General features: G+C 68.1%; 20 protein-coding genes and 2 other RNA genes. 7 read left to right on the top strand and 15 right to left on the bottom strand.

The window, feature by feature from the left end; genetic code table 11:
- Positions 1-68: 68 nt before the first annotated feature.
- From ACEN96_RS19770 to ACEN96_RS19760, 3 genes are all read left to right on the top strand, one after another.
- The gene (locus tag ACEN96_RS19770; protein ID WP_495584778.1) at positions 69-1457 is read left to right on the top strand and encodes an FAD-containing oxidoreductase; all 1389 of its coding nucleotides are present in this window, start codon (positions 69-71) and stop codon (positions 1455-1457) included.
- Between the two features lie 111 nt (positions 1458-1568).
- The gene (locus ACEN96_RS19765) at positions 1569-2300 is read left to right on the top strand and encodes a glycosyltransferase (protein WP_495584777.1); all 732 of its coding nucleotides are present in this window, start codon (positions 1569-1571) and stop codon (positions 2298-2300) included.
- 125 nt (positions 2301-2425) lie between these two features.
- Positions 2426-2881, top strand: coding sequence for a hypothetical protein (locus ACEN96_RS19760; RefSeq protein ID WP_495584776.1), 456 nt, complete (start codon positions 2426-2428; stop codon positions 2879-2881).
- A 61-nt stretch (positions 2882-2942) separates the two neighbouring features.
- Here the strand turns inward: ACEN96_RS19760 and ACEN96_RS19755 are convergent, their stop codons facing one another.
- Genes ACEN96_RS19755 through ACEN96_RS19740 form a run of 4 tightly spaced genes read right to left on the bottom strand, consistent with a single transcriptional unit; the run spans position 2943 to position 8291 of the window.
- Positions 2943-3893 (bottom strand): DMT family transporter, encoded by a 951-nt coding sequence (locus tag ACEN96_RS19755; RefSeq protein WP_495584775.1) that lies wholly within the window; start codon positions 3891-3893, stop codon positions 2943-2945.
- A gap of 12 nt (positions 3894-3905) precedes the next feature.
- Positions 3906-5441: a TolC family protein gene (locus ACEN96_RS19750; RefSeq protein ID WP_495584774.1), complete on the bottom strand. Its 1536-nt coding sequence runs from the start codon at positions 5439-5441 to the stop codon at positions 3906-3908.
- A gap of 49 nt (positions 5442-5490) precedes the next feature.
- Positions 5491-7128, bottom strand: coding sequence for a DHA2 family efflux MFS transporter permease subunit (locus tag ACEN96_RS19745; protein ID WP_495584773.1), 1638 nt, complete (start codon positions 7126-7128; stop codon positions 5491-5493).
- Positions 7125-8291 carry an HlyD family secretion protein gene (locus ACEN96_RS19740; RefSeq protein ID WP_495584772.1) on the bottom strand — a complete coding sequence of 389 codons (1167 nt, stop codon included), beginning with the start codon at positions 8289-8291 and terminating at the stop codon, positions 7125-7127. The genes ACEN96_RS19745 and ACEN96_RS19740 overlap by 4 nt, the downstream gene beginning before the upstream one ends.
- A gap of 172 nt (positions 8292-8463) precedes the next feature.
- Here ACEN96_RS19740 and ACEN96_RS19735 point away from each other — a divergent pair, with 172 nt between their 5' ends.
- Positions 8464-8964, top strand: coding sequence for a winged helix-turn-helix transcriptional regulator (locus ACEN96_RS19735; protein WP_495584771.1), 501 nt, complete (start codon positions 8464-8466; stop codon positions 8962-8964).
- Positions 8965-9004: 40 nt separating this feature from the next.
- Here the strand turns inward: ACEN96_RS19735 and ACEN96_RS19730 are convergent, their stop codons facing one another.
- From ACEN96_RS19730 to ffs (ACEN96_RS19690), 9 genes are all read right to left on the bottom strand, one after another.
- On the bottom strand, positions 9005-10339 hold the full coding sequence (locus tag ACEN96_RS19730; protein ID WP_495584770.1) for an MFS transporter: 1335 nt from the start codon (positions 10337-10339) through the stop codon (positions 9005-9007).
- The gene (locus tag ACEN96_RS19725) at positions 10336-11094 is read right to left on the bottom strand and encodes a MerR family transcriptional regulator (RefSeq protein WP_495584769.1); all 759 of its coding nucleotides are present in this window, start codon (positions 11092-11094) and stop codon (positions 10336-10338) included. The genes ACEN96_RS19730 and ACEN96_RS19725 overlap by 4 nt, the downstream gene beginning before the upstream one ends.
- A 121-nt stretch (positions 11095-11215) precedes the next feature.
- The gene (locus tag ACEN96_RS19720) at positions 11216-11845 is read right to left on the bottom strand and encodes a LysE family translocator (protein WP_495584768.1); all 630 of its coding nucleotides are present in this window, start codon (positions 11843-11845) and stop codon (positions 11216-11218) included.
- A gap of 88 nt (positions 11846-11933) precedes the next feature.
- On the bottom strand, positions 11934-12764 hold the full coding sequence (locus ACEN96_RS19715) for an AraC family transcriptional regulator (protein ID WP_495584767.1): 831 nt from the start codon (positions 12762-12764) through the stop codon (positions 11934-11936).
- On the bottom strand, positions 12754-13182 hold the full coding sequence (locus tag ACEN96_RS19710; protein WP_495584766.1) for a DUF1810 domain-containing protein: 429 nt from the start codon (positions 13180-13182) through the stop codon (positions 12754-12756). Before ACEN96_RS19710 ends, ACEN96_RS19715 begins: the two co-directional genes overlap by 11 nt.
- Before the next feature lie 525 nt (positions 13183-13707).
- An RNA gene (gene ffs, locus ACEN96_RS19705) (signal recognition particle sRNA small type) lies at positions 13708-13805 on the bottom strand.
- A gap of 460 nt (positions 13806-14265) precedes the next feature.
- Positions 14266-14772 carry a hypothetical protein gene (locus ACEN96_RS19700; RefSeq protein ID WP_495584765.1) on the bottom strand — a complete coding sequence of 169 codons (507 nt, stop codon included), beginning with the start codon at positions 14770-14772 and terminating at the stop codon, positions 14266-14268.
- 132 nt (positions 14773-14904) lie between these two features.
- Entirely contained in the window at positions 14905-16545 is a 1641-nt protein-coding gene (locus ACEN96_RS19695; protein ID WP_495584764.1) for a GIY-YIG nuclease family protein, read from the bottom strand.
- A 674-nt stretch (positions 16546-17219) separates the two neighbouring features.
- An RNA gene (ffs, locus tag ACEN96_RS19690) (signal recognition particle sRNA small type) lies at positions 17220-17317 on the bottom strand.
- A 281-nt stretch (positions 17318-17598) separates the two neighbouring features.
- On the opposite strand from ffs (ACEN96_RS19690), the gene ACEN96_RS19685 reads away from it, so the two are divergent.
- The gene (locus ACEN96_RS19685; RefSeq protein ID WP_495584763.1) at positions 17599-18021 is read left to right on the top strand and encodes a hypothetical protein; all 423 of its coding nucleotides are present in this window, start codon (positions 17599-17601) and stop codon (positions 18019-18021) included.
- Between the two features lie 34 nt (positions 18022-18055).
- Here ACEN96_RS19685 and ACEN96_RS19680 read toward each other — a convergent pair whose 3' ends face one another.
- On the bottom strand, positions 18056-18841 hold the full coding sequence (locus tag ACEN96_RS19680; RefSeq protein ID WP_495584762.1) for a class I SAM-dependent methyltransferase: 786 nt from the start codon (positions 18839-18841) through the stop codon (positions 18056-18058).
- A gap of 69 nt (positions 18842-18910) precedes the next feature.
- A complete protein-coding gene (locus tag ACEN96_RS19675; RefSeq protein ID WP_495584761.1) occupies positions 18911-19288 on the bottom strand; it encodes a SirB2 family protein in 378 nt (125 codons plus the stop codon).
- A 207-nt stretch (positions 19289-19495) separates the two neighbouring features.
- On the opposite strand from ACEN96_RS19675, the gene ACEN96_RS19670 reads away from it, so the two are divergent.
- Together ACEN96_RS19670 and ACEN96_RS19665 are read left to right on the top strand one after the other, a co-directional pair.
- On the top strand, positions 19496-20023 hold the full coding sequence (locus ACEN96_RS19670; RefSeq protein WP_495584760.1) for a hypothetical protein: 528 nt from the start codon (positions 19496-19498) through the stop codon (positions 20021-20023).
- Between the two features lie 4 nt (positions 20024-20027).
- Positions 20028-20426 carry a hypothetical protein gene (locus ACEN96_RS19665; RefSeq protein WP_495584759.1) on the top strand — a complete coding sequence of 133 codons (399 nt, stop codon included), beginning with the start codon at positions 20028-20030 and terminating at the stop codon, positions 20424-20426.
- Positions 20427-20450 lie beyond the last annotated feature (24 nt).

Genomic DNA, 20450 nt, shown 5'->3' with positions numbered 1-20450 from the left:
GTGATCCGGCTTGAGCCGCGTCATGCGCCGGTGGCAGACTCGGCGCTCATTCCATTCCAGGAGCGGCGATGAGCGATTCCTTCGATGCCATCGTGATCGGCGCGGGACAGGCGGGTCCCGCGCTCGCCGACCGCATGTCGCGCGAGGGCTGGCGCGTCGCGGTCGTCGAGCGCTCGCGCGTGGGCGGCACCTGCGTCAACACCGGCTGCATCCCGACCAAGGCGATGGTCGCCAGCGCCCATGCGGCCTGGGTCGTGCGCGAGGCCGCGCGCTGGGGCGTGCGGCCTCCCGAGCGCTTTGGCGTCGACTTCCCCGCGATCGTCGCGCGCAAGGACCGCATCTCCGGCCAGTCGCGCCAGGGCGTCGAGCAATGGCTGCGCGGCATGCCCGGGGTCGAGCTGGTCCTGGGCCATGCGCGCTTCGAGGACCCGCACACCATCGACGTCGGCGGCCGCAAGCTGCGGGCCGAGCGCTTCTTCCTGAACGTCGGCGGCCGGCCGGCGCAGCCCGGCGTCGAGGGGCTGGACGCCGTGCCCTGGCTCACCAACGCGTCCATCATGCGGTTGGGCGAGCTGCCCCGGCACCTGGTCGTCGTCGGCGGCAGCTACATCGGACTGGAGTTCGCGCAGATGTTCCGGCGCTTCGGCGCCGAGGTGACCGTCGTGCAGCGCGGCGCGCAGCTGGTGCCGCGCGAGGATCCCGACGTCGCCGAGGCGCTGCGCGGCCTGCTCGAGCGCGAGGGCCTGACGATCCGCACCGGCGCCGAATGCGTGCGCCTCGCGCCGGCGCCGGAGGGCGTGGCGGTGGGGGTGAACTGCCAGACGGGCGAGCCCGAGGTGCGCGGCAGCCACGTGCTGATCGCCACCGGCCGCCGGCCCAACACCGACGACCTGGGCCTGGACCGCGCGGGCGTGCGGCTCGATGAACGCGGCAACGTCGCCGTCGACGACCGCCTGCGCAGCAGCGCGGCGCACATCTGGGCGCTCGGCGATTGCAACGGCCGCGGCGCGTTCACGCACACCGCGTGGAACGACTTCGAGGTCACCGCGGCGAATCTCTTCGACGGCGCCGATCGCGGCGTCGGCGACCGCGTCGTGACCTATGCGCTGTACACCGACCCGCCGCTGGCGCGCATCGGCCTGGGCGAGCGCGAGGTGCGCGCCAGCGGCCGGCCCGCGCTGATCGGCACGCGGCCGATGACGCGCGTGGGCCGCGCGGTCGAGAAGGGCGAGGCCGAAGGCTTCATCAAGATCCTGGTCGATGCCGGGTCCAAGGCGATCCTCGGCGCGACGGTGCTGGGCGTCGATGGCGACGAGGCGGTGCAGTCGCTGCTCGATGCGATCGCGTTGAAGCGGCCCTATCCCGAGGTGCTGGCCGGCGGCGTGCGCATCCATCCGACGGTCAGTGAACTGCTGCCGACGGTCCTGCAATCGCTCAAGCCGCTTGATGCCGCGTGATCCCGCGTGATCCCGCGTGATCCCAGGTGACCCCGCCTGATCGGCGCCGCCGCGGGTATGGGGCTTGCCGAACGCGGTGACCGCCCGCCGGGCGGCCGCGAAAGGCGCCCCATGATCCGTCCCGGTCCACGACCCGCCGCCGCCACGCCAGCGCCGATGCAGGCGCTTCACGTCGTGGAGATCGTCGGCGCGCTGCCGCCGGACGGCGAGGGGGCCTCGCTGCTGGTGGAGCGTCTGGTCGAGCGCCTGGGCGCCGGCGACGACTTCCGCTTCACCGTGCTGTGTCCGGCCGACGGCCCCTATGCGGAACAGCTGCGCGCGCTGGGCGCGGAGACCGTCGTGGTGCCGATGCCCGACGACCCCGCCTGGCACGCGATCCAGGTGCTGGTCGGGCTCATCCGCAATCGGCATGCGGATGTGCTGCATGCGCACCTGCCCAATGCGCACCGGCTCGCCGGGCTGGCCGGCAGCATCACGCGCACGCCGGTGCTGAGCACGGTGCAAGGCGTGCAGTTGGACATGCCGGATCTGGAGGTGCATCGCCTGGTCGCGAGCCAGCTCAGCGTCGTCAGCGAGGCGGCGTACTTCCATGCCGTGGGCCTGGGCATCGCCGCGGAGCGCATCAGCCTGGAGCCCTTCGATGCCGCCGGCGAGGCCAGCGCCCAGGCGGACAGCCTCGATGCCTTGGGAGAACGCCTGCGCGCGCTGGCGCGGCCGCCTGCGGCGCCGGCGGCATCGCGCGCGCCCTTCACGCCGGTGACGCCGGTGACGCCGGTGGCGATCCGCGCGGAGCTCGATGAACTCGAGCCGTCCCGCCCGTCGAACGTGACGCGCCGGGGCTGAGCCCGCGCGCAGGCGGGTATCGGGTTTGCCCGTACTTTCCCGCAGGGCGATCCGCTCGACGCGATGTGACGCGACCCGCGGCCGCTCCCGGCACGACCTCAATCCTCAGCTTTCAGGAGATCCACATGAACCCCCGTTCCAAGATCACCACCGTGGCGATGGCGATTGCACTGGCTTCCGGCGTCGGCTTCCTGCATGCCCAGAGCGGCGGGCAGGGCGGCAGCTCGGGCTCGGTGGGCGCGCGCGACCAGACCAACGATCCGCTGTCCAACAACAACAACCAGAACAACCCGCCGCAGACCAACAGCCCGTCCACCGCGACGCCCGCCGCCAATCCGAGCACCGGCCAGCCCGCCAACGCGCAGGACATGCAGAACACGCAGCCCGCGACCAGCAGTCAATACAACGGCAACAACACCACGACCGAGCAGCGCCAGGATCCCAGCGTCCGCACGCCGGCCGCGCCGATGCCTCAGGACAACTCGTCCTCGATGAACAACGGCACCTCGAGCGATTCGTCGATCAGCAGCGACAACGCCAATCGCGACAGCACGCTGCCGGCGCGCGCCGACCGTAACTGACCGCGACTGACCGCGACTAACCGCCTTCAGGCGGCGTCCGCGTCGGACCTGACCGGTCCGCTCAGCGCGCCGCCGTCCGCCGCGCCAGCCAGACGCCGACCGCGACCAGCGCCATGCCCGCCATGGCGAGTCCGGTCAGCGTCTCGCCGAACAGCGCCCAGGCGATCAGTGCGGTGGCGGGCGGCGTCAGGTAGAAGAGGCTGGCGACGTTGACCGCGCTGCCGCGGCGGATCAGCAGGTTCAGCAGGCTGACCGCGCCCAGCGACAGCACGAGCACCAGCCAGGCCAGCGCGAAGACGAACTGGCTGCTCCAGTGCACCTGCATCGTCTCGGTCATCGCGGCGGCGGCGCCGGTGACGACGAGGCTGGGCACGAACTGGATGACCGAGCCGGTGCGCAGGTCGAAGGAGGGGCAGAACCTCTTCTGGTAGAGCGTGCCGGCGGTAATGCCGATCAGCGCGATCACCGCGGGCGCCAGCATCGCCATCAGGGCGCCGCCGGGGACGGCCGCGACCTTCTGCGCGACGACGAGTCCCACGCCCGCGAAGCCCAGCGCCAGGCCCAGCCACTGCATCGGCTGGATGCGTTCGCCGAGGAAGGCCCGCGCGCCGAGTGCCGTGACCAGCGGCTGCAGGCCGACGACCAGCGCGGTGATGCCCGCCGGCAGGCCATGGCCAATCGCGGTGAACACGCCGCCCAGGTACACGCCGTGGACCAGCAGCCCGGTGACCGCGATGTGGCCGAAGGCCGCGGGCGAGCGCGGCCAGGGCGCGCGAAGCAGCAGGACCACCGGCAGCATCAGCACGATGACCGCGGCATAGCGCCAGGCGAGGAAGGTCAGCGGCTCGGCATCGGGCAGGCCGAACTTCGCGCCGATGAAGCCGGTGCTCCAGACGGCCACGAAGAGCAGCGGCAGCAGCCCGTTGACGGACGGGGCGCGCGCGGCGCCGGGCGCGCCGGGCGCGGCGGAGGGCGAGGGCGAGGGCGGGGGCGATGCGGCGGGCGGGCTCATAGGGCCCCGATGCTACCGAGCCGCGATGGTGGCGGGCGCGTCCCAACCGCCGCCAAACGCCCGGAAGGCGGCGACCGCCGCCCGCGCGTGCGCCGCGTCGAGCTGCGCCAACTGGTCGCGCGCGCCGAGCAGCAGCCGGTCCTCCTGGAGCACCTCGATCAGGCTGGCGGCGCCGCCCTTGTAGGCGTCCTCGGCCGCGTCCCGCGCGACCTGATGGGCGCGCACTTCCTCCGTCAGATCGCCGCGCTGCTGCTCCAGCTCGGACAGGCTGACGATCGCGTTCTCGACGTCCTCGGTGGCGCGCAGCATGCGCAGGCGCACCTGGGCGAGCGCCTCGGCGCGCGCGCCGCGGGCCTGCGCGACCTCGGCATCGACGCGGCCGAAGTCGAACAGCCGCCAGTGCAGGCCGAGCAGCGCCTGCGGCTGGAAGGCCGCCGCCGAGAACAGCCCGCCATTGAGGCTCGAGGCGCCCAGCACCCCGCCGAGCGTCAGGCGCGGGTAGTACTCGGCCGTGGCGATGCCGATGCGCGCCTGGCTCGCGTCGAGCTGGCGTTCGGCGGCGATCACATCGGGGCGGCGGCGCATCAGCGCCGCGGGCGTGAGGTCGCCGGGCAGCGACGGCACGACGTAGGTGGAGGAGCGCGTGGCGGAGAGCGCCGCCGCGCGCGGCGCCTCGGGCGTGTCCGCGATCAGCTTCGCCGCGTAGGTGCCGGCCTGCTCGCCCATCAGCACGTCCAGGCGATGCAGTTGCTGCGACAGCTCCGTGCGCAGCGGCGGCAGCGTGCCGCGCGCCTGCAACTGCAGGGCCTGGGCTTCAGCGACCTCGCGCTGCGCCGCCAGGCCGCCGTTGAAGCGGTCCTGGATCAGCCGCAGCAACTGCGACTGGTTGCGCAGATGCGCCTCGGCGACGGCGATGCGGGCCTGCGCGCCGCGCACGCGGAAGTAGGCATCGGCTGCTTCGGCGGCGACGGTCACCCGCGCGCCCATCCGCGCGGCCTCGGCGGCCTGCCATTCGGCGACGGCGGCTGCCTCGCCCTGGCGCAGTCCGCCGGCCAGGTCTGCTTCCCAGCTCGCGCCCAGGCCGAGCGTCTGCAGCGTCTGCTCGCGTTCATAGCCGGGAAAGCCACGCGCCAGCCTGCCTTCGGGACCCTTCAGCGATTGGCGCTGATGCAGCAGCTGGCCCTGCAACTCGCCCTGTGGCAGCCGATTCGCCCCGGCGCCTTGCGCCGCGGCGCGCGCCTGCTGGGCGCGAGCGAGCGCGATCGCGAGGTCCAGGTTCTGGTCCAGCGCGCGCTGGACGATGGCGCTCAGCGCCGGATCGTCGAAGGCCAGCCACCAGGCGGCCAGCGCCGCGGGCGAGTCGCCGGTCTGATGCTGGGCGATCAGGGCCTGGCCGGCGAACTGCTCGTCGAGCGCGCGCGGGCGTCCCGCGGGATCGGTCATCGGCGCGCAGGCGGCGAGCGCCGCCGCGAGCACCGTGCCCAGCGCGAGGTTCAGCGAGGCGGAGCGCCTCGATGGGCGGGCGGTGGAGGAAAGGGGGAGCGTCATGGCGGAACTCCAGGAAGGGCGGCGCGAAGGAAGGGGAGGGCGCGGGATCTCAATGGGCATCGGCGGACGGCGCGGACGGCGGCGCGATCTTGCGCAGCAGCGGCACGAACAGCAGCGCCGCGACGAAGCAGGCCATCACGAGGAGGAAGGCATCGGAGAAGGTCATCGTCAGGGCCTCGCGGTAGGTTAGCGACCAGAGCTGGCGCAGCGCCGCGGTGGCCGCCTCGCCCGAGGGCAGCGACGACAGCGACGCGCCGGCCGAGGCGAGGAAGCCGTTCATCGCCTCGTTGCCGCCGTGCAGGCGCTCGGCCAGGCGCTGGAAGTGCAGGTTGGTGCGGTCGTTGAGCACGGTCGCGCAAGCCGCGATGCCGATGGCGCCACCCAGGTTGCGCATCAGGTTGAACAGCCCCGACGCGAGCTTGAGCCGCGCCGGCGGCAGCGCGCCGAGCGCCAGCGTCACCACCGGCGGCACGCTGAGCTGCTGCGCCATGCCGCGCAGCGCCTGCGGCAGCAGCAGCTGATGGGCGCCCCAGTCGTGGGTGATCGGCATGAACTCCCACATCGAGAGCGCGAACAGCGCGAGGCCGGCGAAGAGGATCCAGCGCAGGTCGAAGCGGCTGGCGAGGAAGGCGTAGAGCGGGATGCTCATCACCTGGAACACGCCGGTCGAGAACACGGCCAAGCCGATGTCCAGCGCGCCGTAGCCGCGCACGCGGCCGAGGAACAGCGGCGTGAGGTAGATGGTGGCGAAGATGCCGATGCCGGTGATGAACGAGAACAGGCTGCCCAGCGCGAAGTTGCGGTCCTTGAGCGCGCGCAGGTCCACGATCGGCCGCGCGACGGTCAGGCTGCGCGCGATGAAGGCGATGCCGGTCAGCGCGGCGGTCCAGGCGGTGACGGTGATGGTGGTGTCGCTGAACCAGTTCCAGCGCGGGCCTTCCTCGAGCGTGTACTCGAGGCAGCCGAGGAACGCGGCGAGCAGCGCCATGGAGAGGTAGTCGGCGCCCTTGAGCAGCGAGAGGTCGGGCTTGTCCACGCGCACCATCAGCGGCACGACGACGGTGACGACGAGGCCGGGCAGGAGGTTGATGTAGAAGAGCCACTGCCACGACAGCACATCGGTGATCCAGCCGCCGACCACCGGCCCGAGCGTCGGCGCGAGCGAGGCGATGGCGCCGATGGTGGCCGCGGCCACGACGCGCTGCTTCCCGTCGAAGTACATGAAGGCGGTGGTGAAGACCATCGGGATCATGGAGCCGCCGAGGAAGCCCTGCAGCGCGCGGAAGGCGATCATGCTCTGGATGTTCCAGGCCAGGCCGCACAGCAGGCTGGTCAGCGTGAAGCCCAGCGCCGAGGCCGCGAACAGCCAGCGCGTGGACATCACGCTGGCCAGCCAGCCCGACAGCGGGATGACGATGATCTCCGCGATCAGGTAGCTGGTCTGGACCCAGGTCGTGTCGTCGGCGCCGGCGGAGAGCCCGCCGCCGATGTCGCGCAGCGAGGCCGAGACGATCTGGATGTCCAGCAGCGCGATGAACATGCCGATGCACATCGTCGCGAAGGCCAGCACCTTGTCGCGCGTCGTCAGCTGGCCGATGGGGATGACGTCGTTGGACCAGAAGGCGGGACGCGCCCGCGGTGGCGCCGGCGTCGGCGTGGACGGCGGGGTGGCGAGCGCGGCGTTCATGGCAGGCTCGCGGTCTTGGTGGCCGGGGAGGCGCCATCGGCGGCAGTGTCTGCGGCGGTGTCGACCTCGACCACGACGGACAGTCCGGGGCGCAGCCGGCCGAGGCGGTCATCGGCGGCGTCGAGCTGGATGCGCACCGGCACGCGCTGGACGATCTTGGTGAAGTTGCCGGTGGCGTTCTCGGCCGGCAGCACGCTGAACTGCGCGCCCGTCGCCGGCGCCAGGCTGCCGAGCCGGCCATGCATCACGACGCCGGGCCAGGCGTCGGCGCGGATGCGCACGGGCTGACCGGCCTGCATGCGGGCGAGCTGGTCTTCCTTGAAGTTGGCGTCGACCCAGAGTCCCTGCGCGGGGACCACCGACATCAGCGGCGTGCCGACGCCGACATAGGTGCCCAGCCGCGCCTTGCGGTTGCCGACGTAGCCGTCGCGCGGCGCACGCAGTTCCGTGTAGCCGACGTTGAGCCGCGCGAGCTCGTGCTCGGCGCGGGCCTGGTCGAGCGCGGCCTGCGCCTGGCGCTTCTGCGTCGCGATGACGTCGAGCTGGCGCTCCGCGGCGAGCTGCTCGGCACGGGCGCGGGCGGAGCCGGCCTGCGCCGTCTTGAAGGCGGCCTCGGCGCGCTGGCTGCTTTCGACCGAGACGGCCGAGCGCCGCACCAGGTCCTCGTAGCGGGCGAAGTCGTCGCGGGCGCGTTGTTCCTCGGCGGCGGCGGCGGCGATGCCGGCGCTCGCCTTGGCGATCACCGCCTGCTGCAGCGCGGCGTTCGCGGCCAGGTTGGCGATGGCGGCCTCCTGCGCCTGGACGGCGCCGGCCGCGCGCTGCAGCGCGGCCTCGTAGTCGCGGGGGTCGATGCGGGCCAGCAGCTCGCCGGCGTGCACGAACTGGTTGTCGGTGACCGGCAGCTCGGCGATGTAGCCGCCGACCTTCGCGCCGACCACGGTGACGTCGCCGCCGACGTAGGCGTCGTCGGTTTCCTCGTGGAAGCGGCCGGTGGTCCACCAGTGCGCGCCGTAGGCGCCGGCCGCGAGCACGGCGGCGGTCAAGGCGGCCCACGACAGCGCCGCGCGGCCGAACGGCCGGCGGGAGGCGGCGGGAGCAACCGGTGCCGGGGTGGCGGCCGTGGTGGCGGCCGTCGTGGTGGCGTCGGGGGAAGGGGCGGTCATGGCGGAGCTCCGGCATCGAGGGCCCGCCGGGGTGGCGGGCGATGGAGCGGACTATAGGAATGTCACTTTCATCATGGAAGTGAGTGGCGGTGGAATGCACTGTTGCGGATTCGTCAACTGACTTCCATGATGGAAGTCATGGAGAATCGCGGGGCAACCCAAGGAGACCCGGATGCGTCGCACGAGCTTTGAGGAGATGGCCTGCCCGGTGGCGCGCACGGCCGACATGCTGGGCGACAGCTGGAGCGTGCTGATCCTGCGGGAGGTGTTCTATGGACATCACCGCTTCGACGAGTTCGTGACGGAGCTCGGCATTCCGTCTAACACCTTGACGCGGCGGCTGGCGGAGCTGGTGGATCGCGGGCTGCTGGAGAAGCGGCCCTACAGCGAGAAGCCGCCGCGCTTCGAGTACGTGTTGACGCCCAAGGGCCGCGAGCTGCGGCCGGTGATGCTGGCGCTGCTGAACTGGGGCAACCGGCACGCGTCGCTGAAGGGCAAGCCGGTGCGGCTCATCGACACGGAGACCGGCGAGCCGGTGGAACTGCAGCTGATCGATGCCAGGACGGGCAAGGCGATCGGGCCGCAGCACAAGGTGGAGCGGCGCTCAGCCGCGCCCCGGCGCGTCGAGCTGTTCGACTTCGATGGCGAAGTGAAGGACGGCGCGGACGGGTAGCGCGGACGGGCGCGAGGTCCGTCGTGCCGGTCCGGGGCGCTCAGGTCGAAGACGGCGCGTCGTCGATGTGGCGGATCGGGAGGAGCGCCGCGCCCGCGGCGGCGACACCGAGCATGGCGAGACCGCAGCCGGCGAAGACGACGGACGTCGGGACGAAGCGCAGCAGCCATCCCGCCGCGGCGGACGACAGCGGCGCGAGTCCGAGGATCAGGACCATCAGCACGGACATCGCGCGTCCCAGCATCTGGGGCGGCACGCGGCCCTGGATCCAGCTCATCACCGCGACCTGGACGAAGCCCGCCATGGCGCCGATGGGGGCCAGCAGCGCGATGGCCTGCCAGGTGCTCGTGGCCTGGCCCAAGGCGATGAACACGAGGCCGGCGAGACCGTCGATCACGAGCACCGCGGTGCCGAGCGTTCCCAGCGCGCCGGCGCGTCGCCCCGCCAGGCGGCCGGCGAGCACGAGGCCCGCCAGGATGCCGGTGCCATGCCCAGCGGTGAGCAGGCCGAGCGTCGCCGCGTCACCGTGCAGCTGGCGCGCGGCGAGCACCGGCAGCGCCACCTGCAGCGGCCCGCCGACGAGCAGCCCGATCGCGGTCACGTAGAGGCACAGCGCGCGCAGCAGCGGATCGTTCCAGAGCGCGCGCAGGCCTTCGGCGATCGAGGCCGTGATCGACTGCGGCCGGGGCGCGAGGGCGGCGTCAACGGCCTTCACCGGCAGCAGCGCGAGCGCCGCGGCGATGAAGCTCGCCGCGTCCAGCGCGAAAGCCGCGGCCAGGCCGGGACCGTCGACGAGGCCGGCCGGTCCGGGGCCGGCGCGCGTGGCGCTTCCCGCGATCAGCGCGGCGCCCAGGAGCGGGCCGGCGAGCATGGTCGCCTGGCGCATCGACATCAGCAGCGCGTTGGCGGGGCGGATCAGCGCTGGCGGCACGCAGCGGGGGAGGATGGCGCTGCTGGCGGGATGGGCGAAGGCGGTCGCGATGCCGATGGCCACGGCGAAGGCCTGGATCCAGGGGAGCGTCGCGGCGCCGGTGGCCACGAGGAACGCAAGCGCGGCGAGCAGCGCCGCGCAGGCCAGGCGGGAGGCCTGCAGCACCCGAGCGGGGGCATGCCGGTCGACGATGGCGCCGCCCACGAGCATCAGCAGCGCGCGGGGCAATCCCATCGCAGCCATGACGGTGCCCAGGGCGAGCGGATCGCCGGTGAGCCGCAGCACGAGCCAGGGCAGCGCCAGCAGCGTGAACTGGTCGCCGAGCATCGAGATCAGGCCGCCGCCCGCGAGCCAGCGCAGGTTGCGGTTGTCCCAGAGCCGGATGGGCGCTTCGGAAGCGCCGGCGGCCGGGGCCGCCTTGATCGCGGACGGCACGCCGTTCATGCGCGGCTCCCGGGCGCGGCCTTCGCGGCGTCGTCGGCCTTGGCGGCGTCGAGGGCCGCGTCGATGTAGCGCGCCAGCGCGGCATCGATGCCGCTCACCTGCTGGAAGCCGGCATCGCTGGCCAGCATGCGGCGGCCCTTCAATCGCAGGTCTTCGTCGATGGGGACGAGGCGCTCCATCGCGAGCCAGCGGCGTGACAGCTCGAGGACCTCGCCATCGCCCGCCGGGGTGCCCGCGTCATGCGCGGCGCGGAAACCCGCCAGCAGTTGCGGCATCTCGGCCTTCAGGTGACGGAGCGTGTCCGGCGGAATCGCGTCCTGCATGGCGCGCATGCGGGCGATCTCGTCGTCGGAGTAATGCTGCTCGATGACGCGCTGCGCGGTGATCAGGCGCAGCAGTTCCTCGACGTCGACGTTGTCGCCTGCGCGGGCGCGGCGGGCGACGCGCTGCAGCAGCGAGAGCAGGCGCTGCTGCTCGGCGATCCGGGCCTCGACGACCGTGATCTGGCGTGCGAGCAGCTCCGCGAGCGGCGCCTGCGCGCCGGGCGCGAGGAGCGGGCCGATGTCCTTCAGCGGCAGGCCCATGTGGCGGTAGGCGAGGATGCGATGCAGCGTGTGCACGTCGGCGTCCGTGTAGAGGCGGTAGCCGCTGTCGGTGCGCGCCGAGGGCACGAGCAGGCCGAGTTCCTCGTAATGGTGGAGGGTCCGGACGGTCAGTCCGCTGCGCTTGGCGAGATCGCCGACGGTGTGGTCCATGGAGGGCCGGCCGGGATGGGCATCCGGCCGGAGGTCGTGGAGAAGGACGCGATGATGAAGCCTCACGTGACGTGAGGGTCAAGCGTCCGGTGCGGGGTGTGCGGGCCCGATGGCGGAGGGCTCAGCGCTGCACCAGCGCGAGCTTCGCGCCCAGGCCGACGAAAGCGGCGGCGAAGCCGCGGCGCATCCAGCGCAGCACGGGCGGGCGGGCGAGCACACGGTCGCGTACCGCGGCGGCGAAGACGCCGTAGATCGCGAAGACGGCGAAGGTCATGGCCATGAAGACGAGGGAGAGCTCGAGCATCAGGTGTGTCGGGCGGGGCTCGTCGCGGGCGATGAACTGCGGCAGGAAGGCCAGGAAGAAGATCGAGAGCTTGGGGTTGAGCAGGTTCACGAGCACCGCGTGGACAACGATCTCGCGCGCGGTGCGGGGCGGGCTGGTGGCGTCGATGGCGAGGGCGCCGCGCTCCTGGAGCGACATCCAGGCCATGTAGAGCAGGTAGGCGACGCCGGCGTACTTGACCGCGTCGAAGGCGACGGCGCTGGCGTGCAGCAGCGCGGCCAGGCCGGTGATGGCCGCGAGCATGTGGGGAACGATGCCGAGCGTGCAGCCCAGGGCGGCGACGAGCGAGGCGCGGGCGCCGCTGGACAGGCCGGCGGCGAGCGTCACGAGCGCGCCGGTGCCCGGCGAGGCGACGACGATCAGCGAAGTGATCAGGAACTCGGGATTGGAGAGGGAGGCGAAGGGCACGGCGGACCTCGGTGCGTTGGCTGCGGAGAGGTCATGGTCGGGCCGCGAGGAGCGGCGCGTCTTGGACGAAATTGCAGGGCCGCGAGGCTCAGCGCAGCGCGGCCGCGTAGACGCCGGGCGGGATGCCGAAGCAGCGGACGAAGTGGCGGGTGAGGTGGCTCTGGTCGCAGAAGCCGCTGGCGGCGGCGGCCTCGGCGAGCGGGGTGCCCAGGCCGATGAGCCGGCGCGCGCGCTGCAGGCGGCGCTGGACGAGGTAGGCATGCGGGGGCAGGCCGGTCGCGCGGGTGAAGGCGCGCAGGAACTGGAAGCGGCTCAGGCCGGCCTCGCGGGCGAGGTCGGCGAGGGTCGCCGGGGAGGCGAGGTCGTCATCGAGGCGGGCACGGGCGGAGGCGATGCTGGAAGGGATCACGGCCGGCTCGGGTGCTCGAGGGTGGAGCAGGCCCTGGAGCAGCAGCAGGAGCGCGGAGTCGGCGCGCAGCGTGTCGGCGGTGGCGGCGGGGGCCGAGGTCGCCGCGCGGAAGAGCGCCTCGAAGCGGACGGTGATGCGGGCGTCGTGAAGGGTGGGGTGGTGGAACTCGACATCGCGGCCGGGATGGTCCTCGGCGATGTCGGCGAGGAGATCGAGCACGAGCTCCGGCGCGAGGTAGAGCATGCGCCAGGCGCGCCCGTGGTCGCCGAGGGGCAGGCCGTCGTGGACCTCGCCCGGGTTGACGGTGATGAGGTCGCCGGGGCCGGCCTCGACGATGCCGCGGCCGCTGGCGGACTTCTGCGCGCCGCGATCGATCAGGCCGATGCCGAACTCGTCGTGGATGTGGCGGGAGAAGGCGCGCGCGGTGTCGGCGCGGACGATGTCGACGCCGGGGAGCGGGCAGGGGAGGCGGGTGAAGGCGCCGCCGCGAGGGGCGGAGTCAGCGGCCATCGAGGAGTTCCAGCGTGCGTGGATCGGGCTGGCCATCGTAGAAGCGGTCGAGGGCTTCGAGGAAGACGGCCTCGCTGCCGGAGGCGCGCGCGAAGAGCGTCAGCGAGGAGCGGAACTTCAAGGCGTCGACGTGGCCGAGGATCTGTTCGGCGGATCGGGTGCGGTGGGAGTTCATCAGCGTCACGCATTCGCGAAGGCGTGAGCCGAGGATGGGGTGGTTCAGGTAGGCGACGGCTTCGTCGAGGGATTCGATGCCGTAGAACTGGGCGGTGCTGCTGAAACCAAGGCCGCGGAGCTGAGGGAAGAAGTACCACATCCAGTGGCTGACCTTGCGGCCGCGCTTCAGCTCGTCGAGGACGTCGGCGAGCTGGGGGGATTGGGCGGTGAGGAAGCGGTCGAGGTCGAAGGGGGCCGACATGGCGGTTCCGGACGGGCGTGGGTTCCGTGGACTCTAGCAAGGGGGACACCTGAATCGGAGGGAACCCATCTGGTGGAAGGTATTCCGCCAATGGCGGTGGTTCTCCTCACGATTGATGAGACTCCGCAGTCTTTTGAGGGTTCCTCCGATGCGCCCGGGGTAGCGCCTCTTTCAGACTGAAGTTTTCAAAGGGAGGAGACCCATATGGCGCAGATCATTTCTCGGCGTTTGCTCGTACTCGGCGGATTGCTCGCGCTCGGCGTTGGATCAGCGGAAGCGAAAGGACGGCGAGGCGGGGGAGGACGAGGCGGTAGCCGCGGTGGCCGTGGGGGCAGTGGCGGTGGAGGCGGAGATTGCGGCTCGCGCGGAGGACCGGGAGGGCCTCGCGATAAGAACGGGAAATGTCCCGGGTGGAAGAAGTAATTCTTTCGGTTGGACTCACCGAAATTTGCCTGCTGCGAATTCTCGCGGCAGGCCGCAGAAACGAAAAAACCGCCACTCGGGCGGTTTCTTTCTGGGTATGAGGTTGACGAGCCTTACCCTCGGCACTGGTCACAACGGTTAAGGCTGCTTGGTTCCCCACCTGACCCGGTTGGCCGCGCTTCCATGCGAGGAGGCCCGTTGGGGGGCGGATTCTAGCCGAGCTTTCGAGGCCCCTTCTGGGGCGCGCGACGGCCACACCTCGCCTTTGCGCTCCAACTCTTTAGGAACCCAAGGCGACGCTATTTGGCATTTCATGCGGTGAGCAGTGGTTCTAAGTCTCAGTCGCTTCAGAGGCGAGAAACCGGCACGCGGGCAGTTTCGTTCTGATGAACCTTCCCTTTCCTCCTAGCAGGCTGTTGAAATACCTCGCCGGACGCCTCGAAGGTTGTCCATGCAGGGGTGCCTCACCCCTTGGCAGGTACAAACAAATCACGTGCAGGCTGTTCTATGAGGTCAATTTCTTGGCACCACGTCCTGGAATCAGTATTTCAGCAACCTGCTAGGTGGCGGTGAGACCCCAGTCTTCATCGGATTTTGGTTGGGGTTATTGGCTCACATTCGACTCTGTACGCGAGTTTGTATCAGGAGCGGTGGCCTCCTTCATAGACCGATAACCGCAGATACTTCGTGAATGGTCTTTGCGCAGTTCAAAACAAAGGCGTCATCCACCTGAATCAGCGTCCTGACCTCTGATATATCGCCCTCATCAAAGAACTCTTCACCATCATGCTTGACGCGAAATGGAAGCTCGTCGGCGCGGGCTGTTAACGCGTTATAGCTGCTGCCTCGACCATGTTTTAGCACATTGATGGCGAAATAAAAGTCGTTGAATCTTGCCCGAAGAGCAGGCGCGTTTGCTGCCTCCAGTCGTGCATTCGCCTCTTTGAATCCATTGGAGCACTGGAGTTCATCCTGGAGCATTGCTTCAAAAATGGAAAACATTCCAACTGCCGAAACAACCCTCTGGAGTTGTACCATTTGAAGGGTCTTGACGTGTACTGTGGACGCGCTCTCGTTCAAAGCTTGAACCGACTGAATTTCCGCCTCTGTGAGAGCGCGTAAAGTGAATGCTGTGCAATGGTTGATCAGTTCAGAGAAGTTGTGCATGAAGGTTAGGTACTGCTATTTGGAAATTTTCAAGCTTTACGCCACTCTCAGTTGCCTCGGCAGACAATCGTATCCTCGCGGAGCTCAAGAATGGGACCTAAAGCGTTCCATTTGTTCTTTTAAACGGTATTTTCAATCTGATGAGCCGTTTAGCTCTTCGATAACCGACTCCACTACTTGCCGGATTGATCTATAAGGCGCGTGAAAGAATTCGCGTCCTTGATTCATCCTAAAGGCACCCAGCCGTTGGTGAATCAATCTCTCAGCCAAGACGCAATCTTTCGTATTCCACTCTTCCACCACCAAGAAGTGATCCGGCGAACTCGTAGTTCTTGTTAACTCCAAGGAGCGCTCCTCCGAGGAGCGGCGTGTGAGTCCCACTTTGAAAATGTCCTTTGCATGGGCTGCCGAGCGCATTACATAAATAAACCCCGGATTGGTTCCGGCCTGCGGAGGCTTGTTATTGCTAGCGGTCAATGAATGGGTCTGATCGGTAAATTCTCTCCAAGAGTGTGTCTGGTTCACCCAAGTTCTTCCTTGGATGGATCGTCCGTGTTTATCGCATCCTTCACTGTCAATCGGAAGCTTTTTCCAAAATCCGGACGTTTCAACGCGGTAGTTTGGTGGCGCGAACGTTCTTTGATCCGGGAAATTTCCTTTCTTCGAAGTGAGCTTTCTTACCTCTCGATGTGTGAGCCATTGTTTCGGTTCGACCTTCTCGATGGTTTTCTTGTTCTTTAGATCTTTTCGATAATCGCGAAAATCGGTCGGGTGACGCTCGATCTGAATGTCGTCGTCGTGCTCTGAAATGAATCGAGGAAGGAGGAGACAAGTCTTGCAAAGCTCGAACAGGCTGTCGTAGTCCTTCAATCCCTCGACCGCTTGCGCATAGTGCTCTTTTAGATCCGGATAGAGAAACTCTCCATCATCGTCGAGAAAGGCCGACACGTCATCCGATTTGCAAGCGTAGCTGTTGCCCCAATCTTCAAAGACATAGCGAACATCGATTGTCTTGGCGGATAGGTCAAATCGCGCAAGTAAAACCGTCTTCCACAGGGTTGAATCCGTGGAAAGCGGCTCTGCCCTTTTTGGCCACTCGGGCGCGGCCACTATGTGTTCGCGATGTGAGAATATTCTTTCCTCCTCCGCTGAATCGAGGATTTCTTTTGTTTTCTCGTCTAGGTCACATCGTCGCCCGGCCAAAACCATTACACTCACTTCGTCGCCGTGCCGGATCATCGACAGAGACGATATGCCAAATTCCAGCCCATCTGATATTCTGAAAAGTAGATCAGAGGGGATTGAGAAGGAATTGTATGAGTGGATTTCCGCTTCGGGAAGGAGGTGCGTGAGGTTGGGTTCTGAGATGTCCGTGTCAATGTCGGTGACCCACTCGATGAAGTCCGGAAAACAAAATAGATGGTCCCGTTCGTCCCGCAGTTTGAACGTGGCTGTCGGAGGCAAAAATATGTTAAATGCTTCGGCCACATTAAAGGAGCTTGGCATATCGCGCAAAGATCCGTTGAAAACTCGGCCGTTGTATTCGCGGTTGTATTCGCGCAATTGCGCGTCCGCCGCGAGGCCTGCGCCGTTCTTGCTCTGCACTTCCACTAGTGCGACGGCTTTTTGAAAGTTCTCACGTAGCGCTCGTTGGTAACGAGGATCATCTTTCATCGCCTCCATATGCGCTTCTAGCTCCCTCCTAGCCCTGGTGCCTTCTTTTGGAGCGGTCCAAAAGCCAATGTGGGCCATGCGGCTGTGATGGCTGCTCATTGCAGTAGATAGCGATGGTGGCGATGTCGCGAAATGTATCCAATCTTGCGCAGAACGAAAGTTCTACGTTGAAAGCCAGTAGTCAGACGCTGTCTGATCGTTGGCGCGAAGCACGTTGACGCGCTGTAGGCCATGGGCTGATTGGCCTCTATTCCTGCGGATCACCAAGATTCAGGCTGGGGCCGTTTGACTGATTCCGGGTTGGAGGGCGCTGCAGTGACCTTCCTCCGATTCCGCCTTGGCATAGCATCGCTGCCCGGCTTCTCCGATCTCGGCAAGGCGAACACGATATGGTTCCGGGAGGTCAAGTGATTCAGCGCCTGCTCCTCGCCTGCGTGATGCTGGCGAGTTCCTCAGCTGGGCTGCGCTGGCTGCTGTTGTTCTGAACGCCTCGATGTAACGAGGAATGCGCAGCGCACACGTCGGTTGGCATGTACGGCCTCGTCTTGGCGGCAGCGGACATGACGCTGGCTCTGGCGGGCTTGGTCGCGGTGGGGTGCTTGGCGGTCTTCCAGAGGGGGAGTTGTTCTACGTCCTGCAGCTATCGCAGCGGCACTCGTCGCTGCGGTGATCACGTGGCAGGCGGAAGCGAGCGAGGCGCCCAACCGCAACTCTCGCTGCGGGCTCCAGAAACGAAAAAACCGCCACTCGGGCGGTTTCTTTCTGGGTATGAGGTTGACGAGCCTTACCCTCGGCACTGGTCACAACGGTTAGGGCTGCTTGGTTCCCCACCTGACCCGGTTGGCCGCGCTTCCATGCGAGGAGGCCCGTCGGGGGCGGATTCTAGCCGAGCTTTCGAGGCCCTCCGGGCATGCCGCCCCCTCTCTCACCTCTCCACACGCTCTCGCGTGCGAACACCGCCGCCCCGCCGTGGACTCACCGTCCGCGCCTGTGGTTAAATCCGCCCCACGCTTCGAGGGCCACCCCTCCAAGTCCATCGCCGATTTACCAACTACTTGCGGGCGATTCACAAATGCGGCTAAAGCGTTGCGGCTCCGACTGCCCCCGGGCCGGCAAACGCCGGTGATCTCTGTGGGCTCTCGGAGTTTTTTCATGTCCGCTCGTCTGGCTCAGTTCGACTCGCTGCTGACCCGCCGCCGCGCCGCTCGCGCCACCACCGCGCCCGCCCAGCCCCTGCGCACCCTGCGCGATCCCTGGGGCGAGCCGGTCGCCGAGTTCTCCCGCTTCCCCTCCGATCTCGAGCTGCTCAAGGCCGCCCATCGCCTGCAAGGCGACGACTGGATTGGCCCGCTCGCCGACGACGCCCACGCCCAGCGCCTGAATGCCGTCTGGCGCCTCGCGCTGCTGCGCGCCGACCGCCACGGCCAGGCCCGCGTGTCGCGCGACGTCGGCCCCCAGTGGATCAGCGCGCCTCACGCCGCGCGCCCGGGCGAGCGTCCCGCCGAACTGCGCCGCGCGCTCCAGGCCGCGGCCGTCCGTCAGCTCTGGCAATCGGGCTGGAAGCTGGTCGGCTGATCCGCCAACGCGTGCGGAGCGCTCGCCCGCGCCGTCAGACCGACGCGAGCCGCTCCGCCAGCCAGGCCTGCGTCGCGTAAGGGAAGGCGATCGTCGGCGCTCTCAGTTCGGCGAACCGGTCCCGCAGCGCGCGCAGCCGCTCGGCGACCGCGTGCCGCTCCGCCTCCGGCAGTGCCGCGATGAAGCTCACCGACAGGATCCGGTCGATCACGACCTGCTCGAAGGTGCCGACGTGGCTGTGCGGCAGCACCGTCCGCTGCAGCGGGCCAAACAGCGATTGCCCCTCGAAAGGCTGCTTCCATGTCCCCTTGTAGAAGCGCGGCGCATCGCCCTCATAGGGGGTGATGATTTCCGTGATCGCGGCGACCCAGTCACGGGATTCGTCCCTGACGTTCCACACGAGTCCCAGCCGCCCACCCGGCCGCAGCACGCGATGCATCTCGCGCAGCGCCTGCGCGTTCGCGAACCAATGGAAGGCCTGTGCGCAGACGACGATGTCCGCCACGCCATCCTTTAGAGGGATCGCCTCCGCCGTGCCGCCCAGCGCGCGTACGCCAGGCAGGCTTTCCGCGAGCCGCGCCCGCATCGCGTCGACCGGCTCGACCGCCGTGACCTCCGCGCCCGTGCGCGCCAGCAACTTGGTGAATTTCCCGGTCCCCGCGCCGAGATCGACGACGCGCGCTCCCTCCCGGGCGCCGAGCGTCGCGCCCAGCCATCCGGCGAGCGCTTCCGGGTACTCGGGGCGGCCACGCTGGTAGCTGTCCGAGGCGCTGGTGTAGCCGCGCTGCGCGGCGTCGTGGATGGGGCGGGGCGAGGTCATCGGTCCATGCTACGCCCGGTCCGGCCGGCGGGCGTCAAGGCCATGTCGGCGCCGCGTGCGCGCGGTGGCTCAGAGTCCGAGCAAGACCTGGCGCGTCATCGACACCGCCACGACATAGGCCAGCGCGATGAGCGCCAGCAGATAGCCGATCACGCGGAATTCCCCGCGTCCGATGCCCCAGTGCCCGAGCGCGAAGTAGGCGCCGAGCGCGATGAACTTCGCCGTCATCCAGGGCTCGTAGCGCGGGTCGTAGTGCATCGCGCCCCAGAGGCTCAGCCCGGACACCACGATCAGCACATGGCTGCTGAACACGAGCGTGCGCAGCCGCTCGTCCATCACCCACGCCGCGCCGAACTGATGCGCCAGTCCCCGGACCAGGAACAGCCCGACGCTGCACCAGGCGAGCAGCGCATGCATCTTGACCATCGGGACATAGAACCAGTCCATGAACGCGGAGCTTCGTCACCCGGCCGGGGGATGTCAATCCGGGGAACGCGGGGCAGGGCCCTCCAGGGGCCCAGCGATTTCCCTCGAAAGAGGTCCCACTTCAAACCCCCCGACGGGAACCACTTTGAGTCATGGCAGGACGCGTCACGATTTCGAGAATGGGCGCCTTCCATCGACGTGGGTCGGTGATCCTGAAAGGCGGTTGCGATGTTGAATCAAGTCGAGTGCGATGAAGGCCTGTGGTCCGAGACGACGACGCCGCCCAAGGGATCGCTAGTGCCGAACCGATCCAGGTCGATTTGGGTCTATAGCAAGTCGCAGGCGCCGTACGAGTTCCGTCCGTGGGCGGATCCCTGCTCGCCGCGGGAGTGGCCTTACAACCTTCAGGCACTGCGTGGAACTGAGGACTACGCCGACATTCTTTCCTGGTTCTGCGCGAGGCATCCGAAGGTGTCTCGAGATGACCTTGAGCTCTTGATCGGCGAGTTGATCCGCCGCGTCGGTCCACGTCAGATCAGCGTCGAGATCTATCACGACATCGACACGCAGGAGCGATCTCCAACCTTCCTCGTCTGGGGCTTTGCGAGTCTTCCAACCGACGAAGAAGAGGCCATGATGGAGGCGTTCAGGCAGTGGTGGCGCGACAGGGCGGACCTGCGTCACCTCCGATTTGTCGTCGAGGTGTCTCCCCGATCTGGCATTTTTGAAGACCGGCACGCGTGCGATTGGAGGTGACACCATGCCGGCGCCCATCTTCGATCCGGACGACCTTCTGGAGGTCGCAGAACATCTCCTGATGCGGGATGGAGAGGCGAGCGCTCGCAGTGCGATCTCACGCGCGTATTACTGTGTGTTCCTGATAGCACGGGATCTTGCCGGGATCGATGACGAGAGCCCTTCCGTACACGCGCAGACCCTGCGGTACTTCGAGGACAACGGGGAGCGGGATATCGCCGACAGTCTTTGGGAACTGCGCCGTACCAGGAATCGCGCTGACTACAAAACCAATCTCTCGGTATCACGCGGGCAATGCGTGAGCGCCCTGCGGAAATGCCGGCAGACTCGAGCAGCTCTCAAGCAGGCTGCGGGGCGCGTGCGTTACAGGGCGCGTGCGACCACGGTGGCGCGAACCAGTTGATGGGCCCGGAATGGGAAAAGGGCG

The sequence above is a fragment of the Roseateles sp. Mitsp63 genome, from assembly GCF_059491535.1.
The sequence above is the reverse complement of the archived record's forward strand: the minus strand, read 5'-3'. Positions and strand labels throughout refer to the sequence as shown.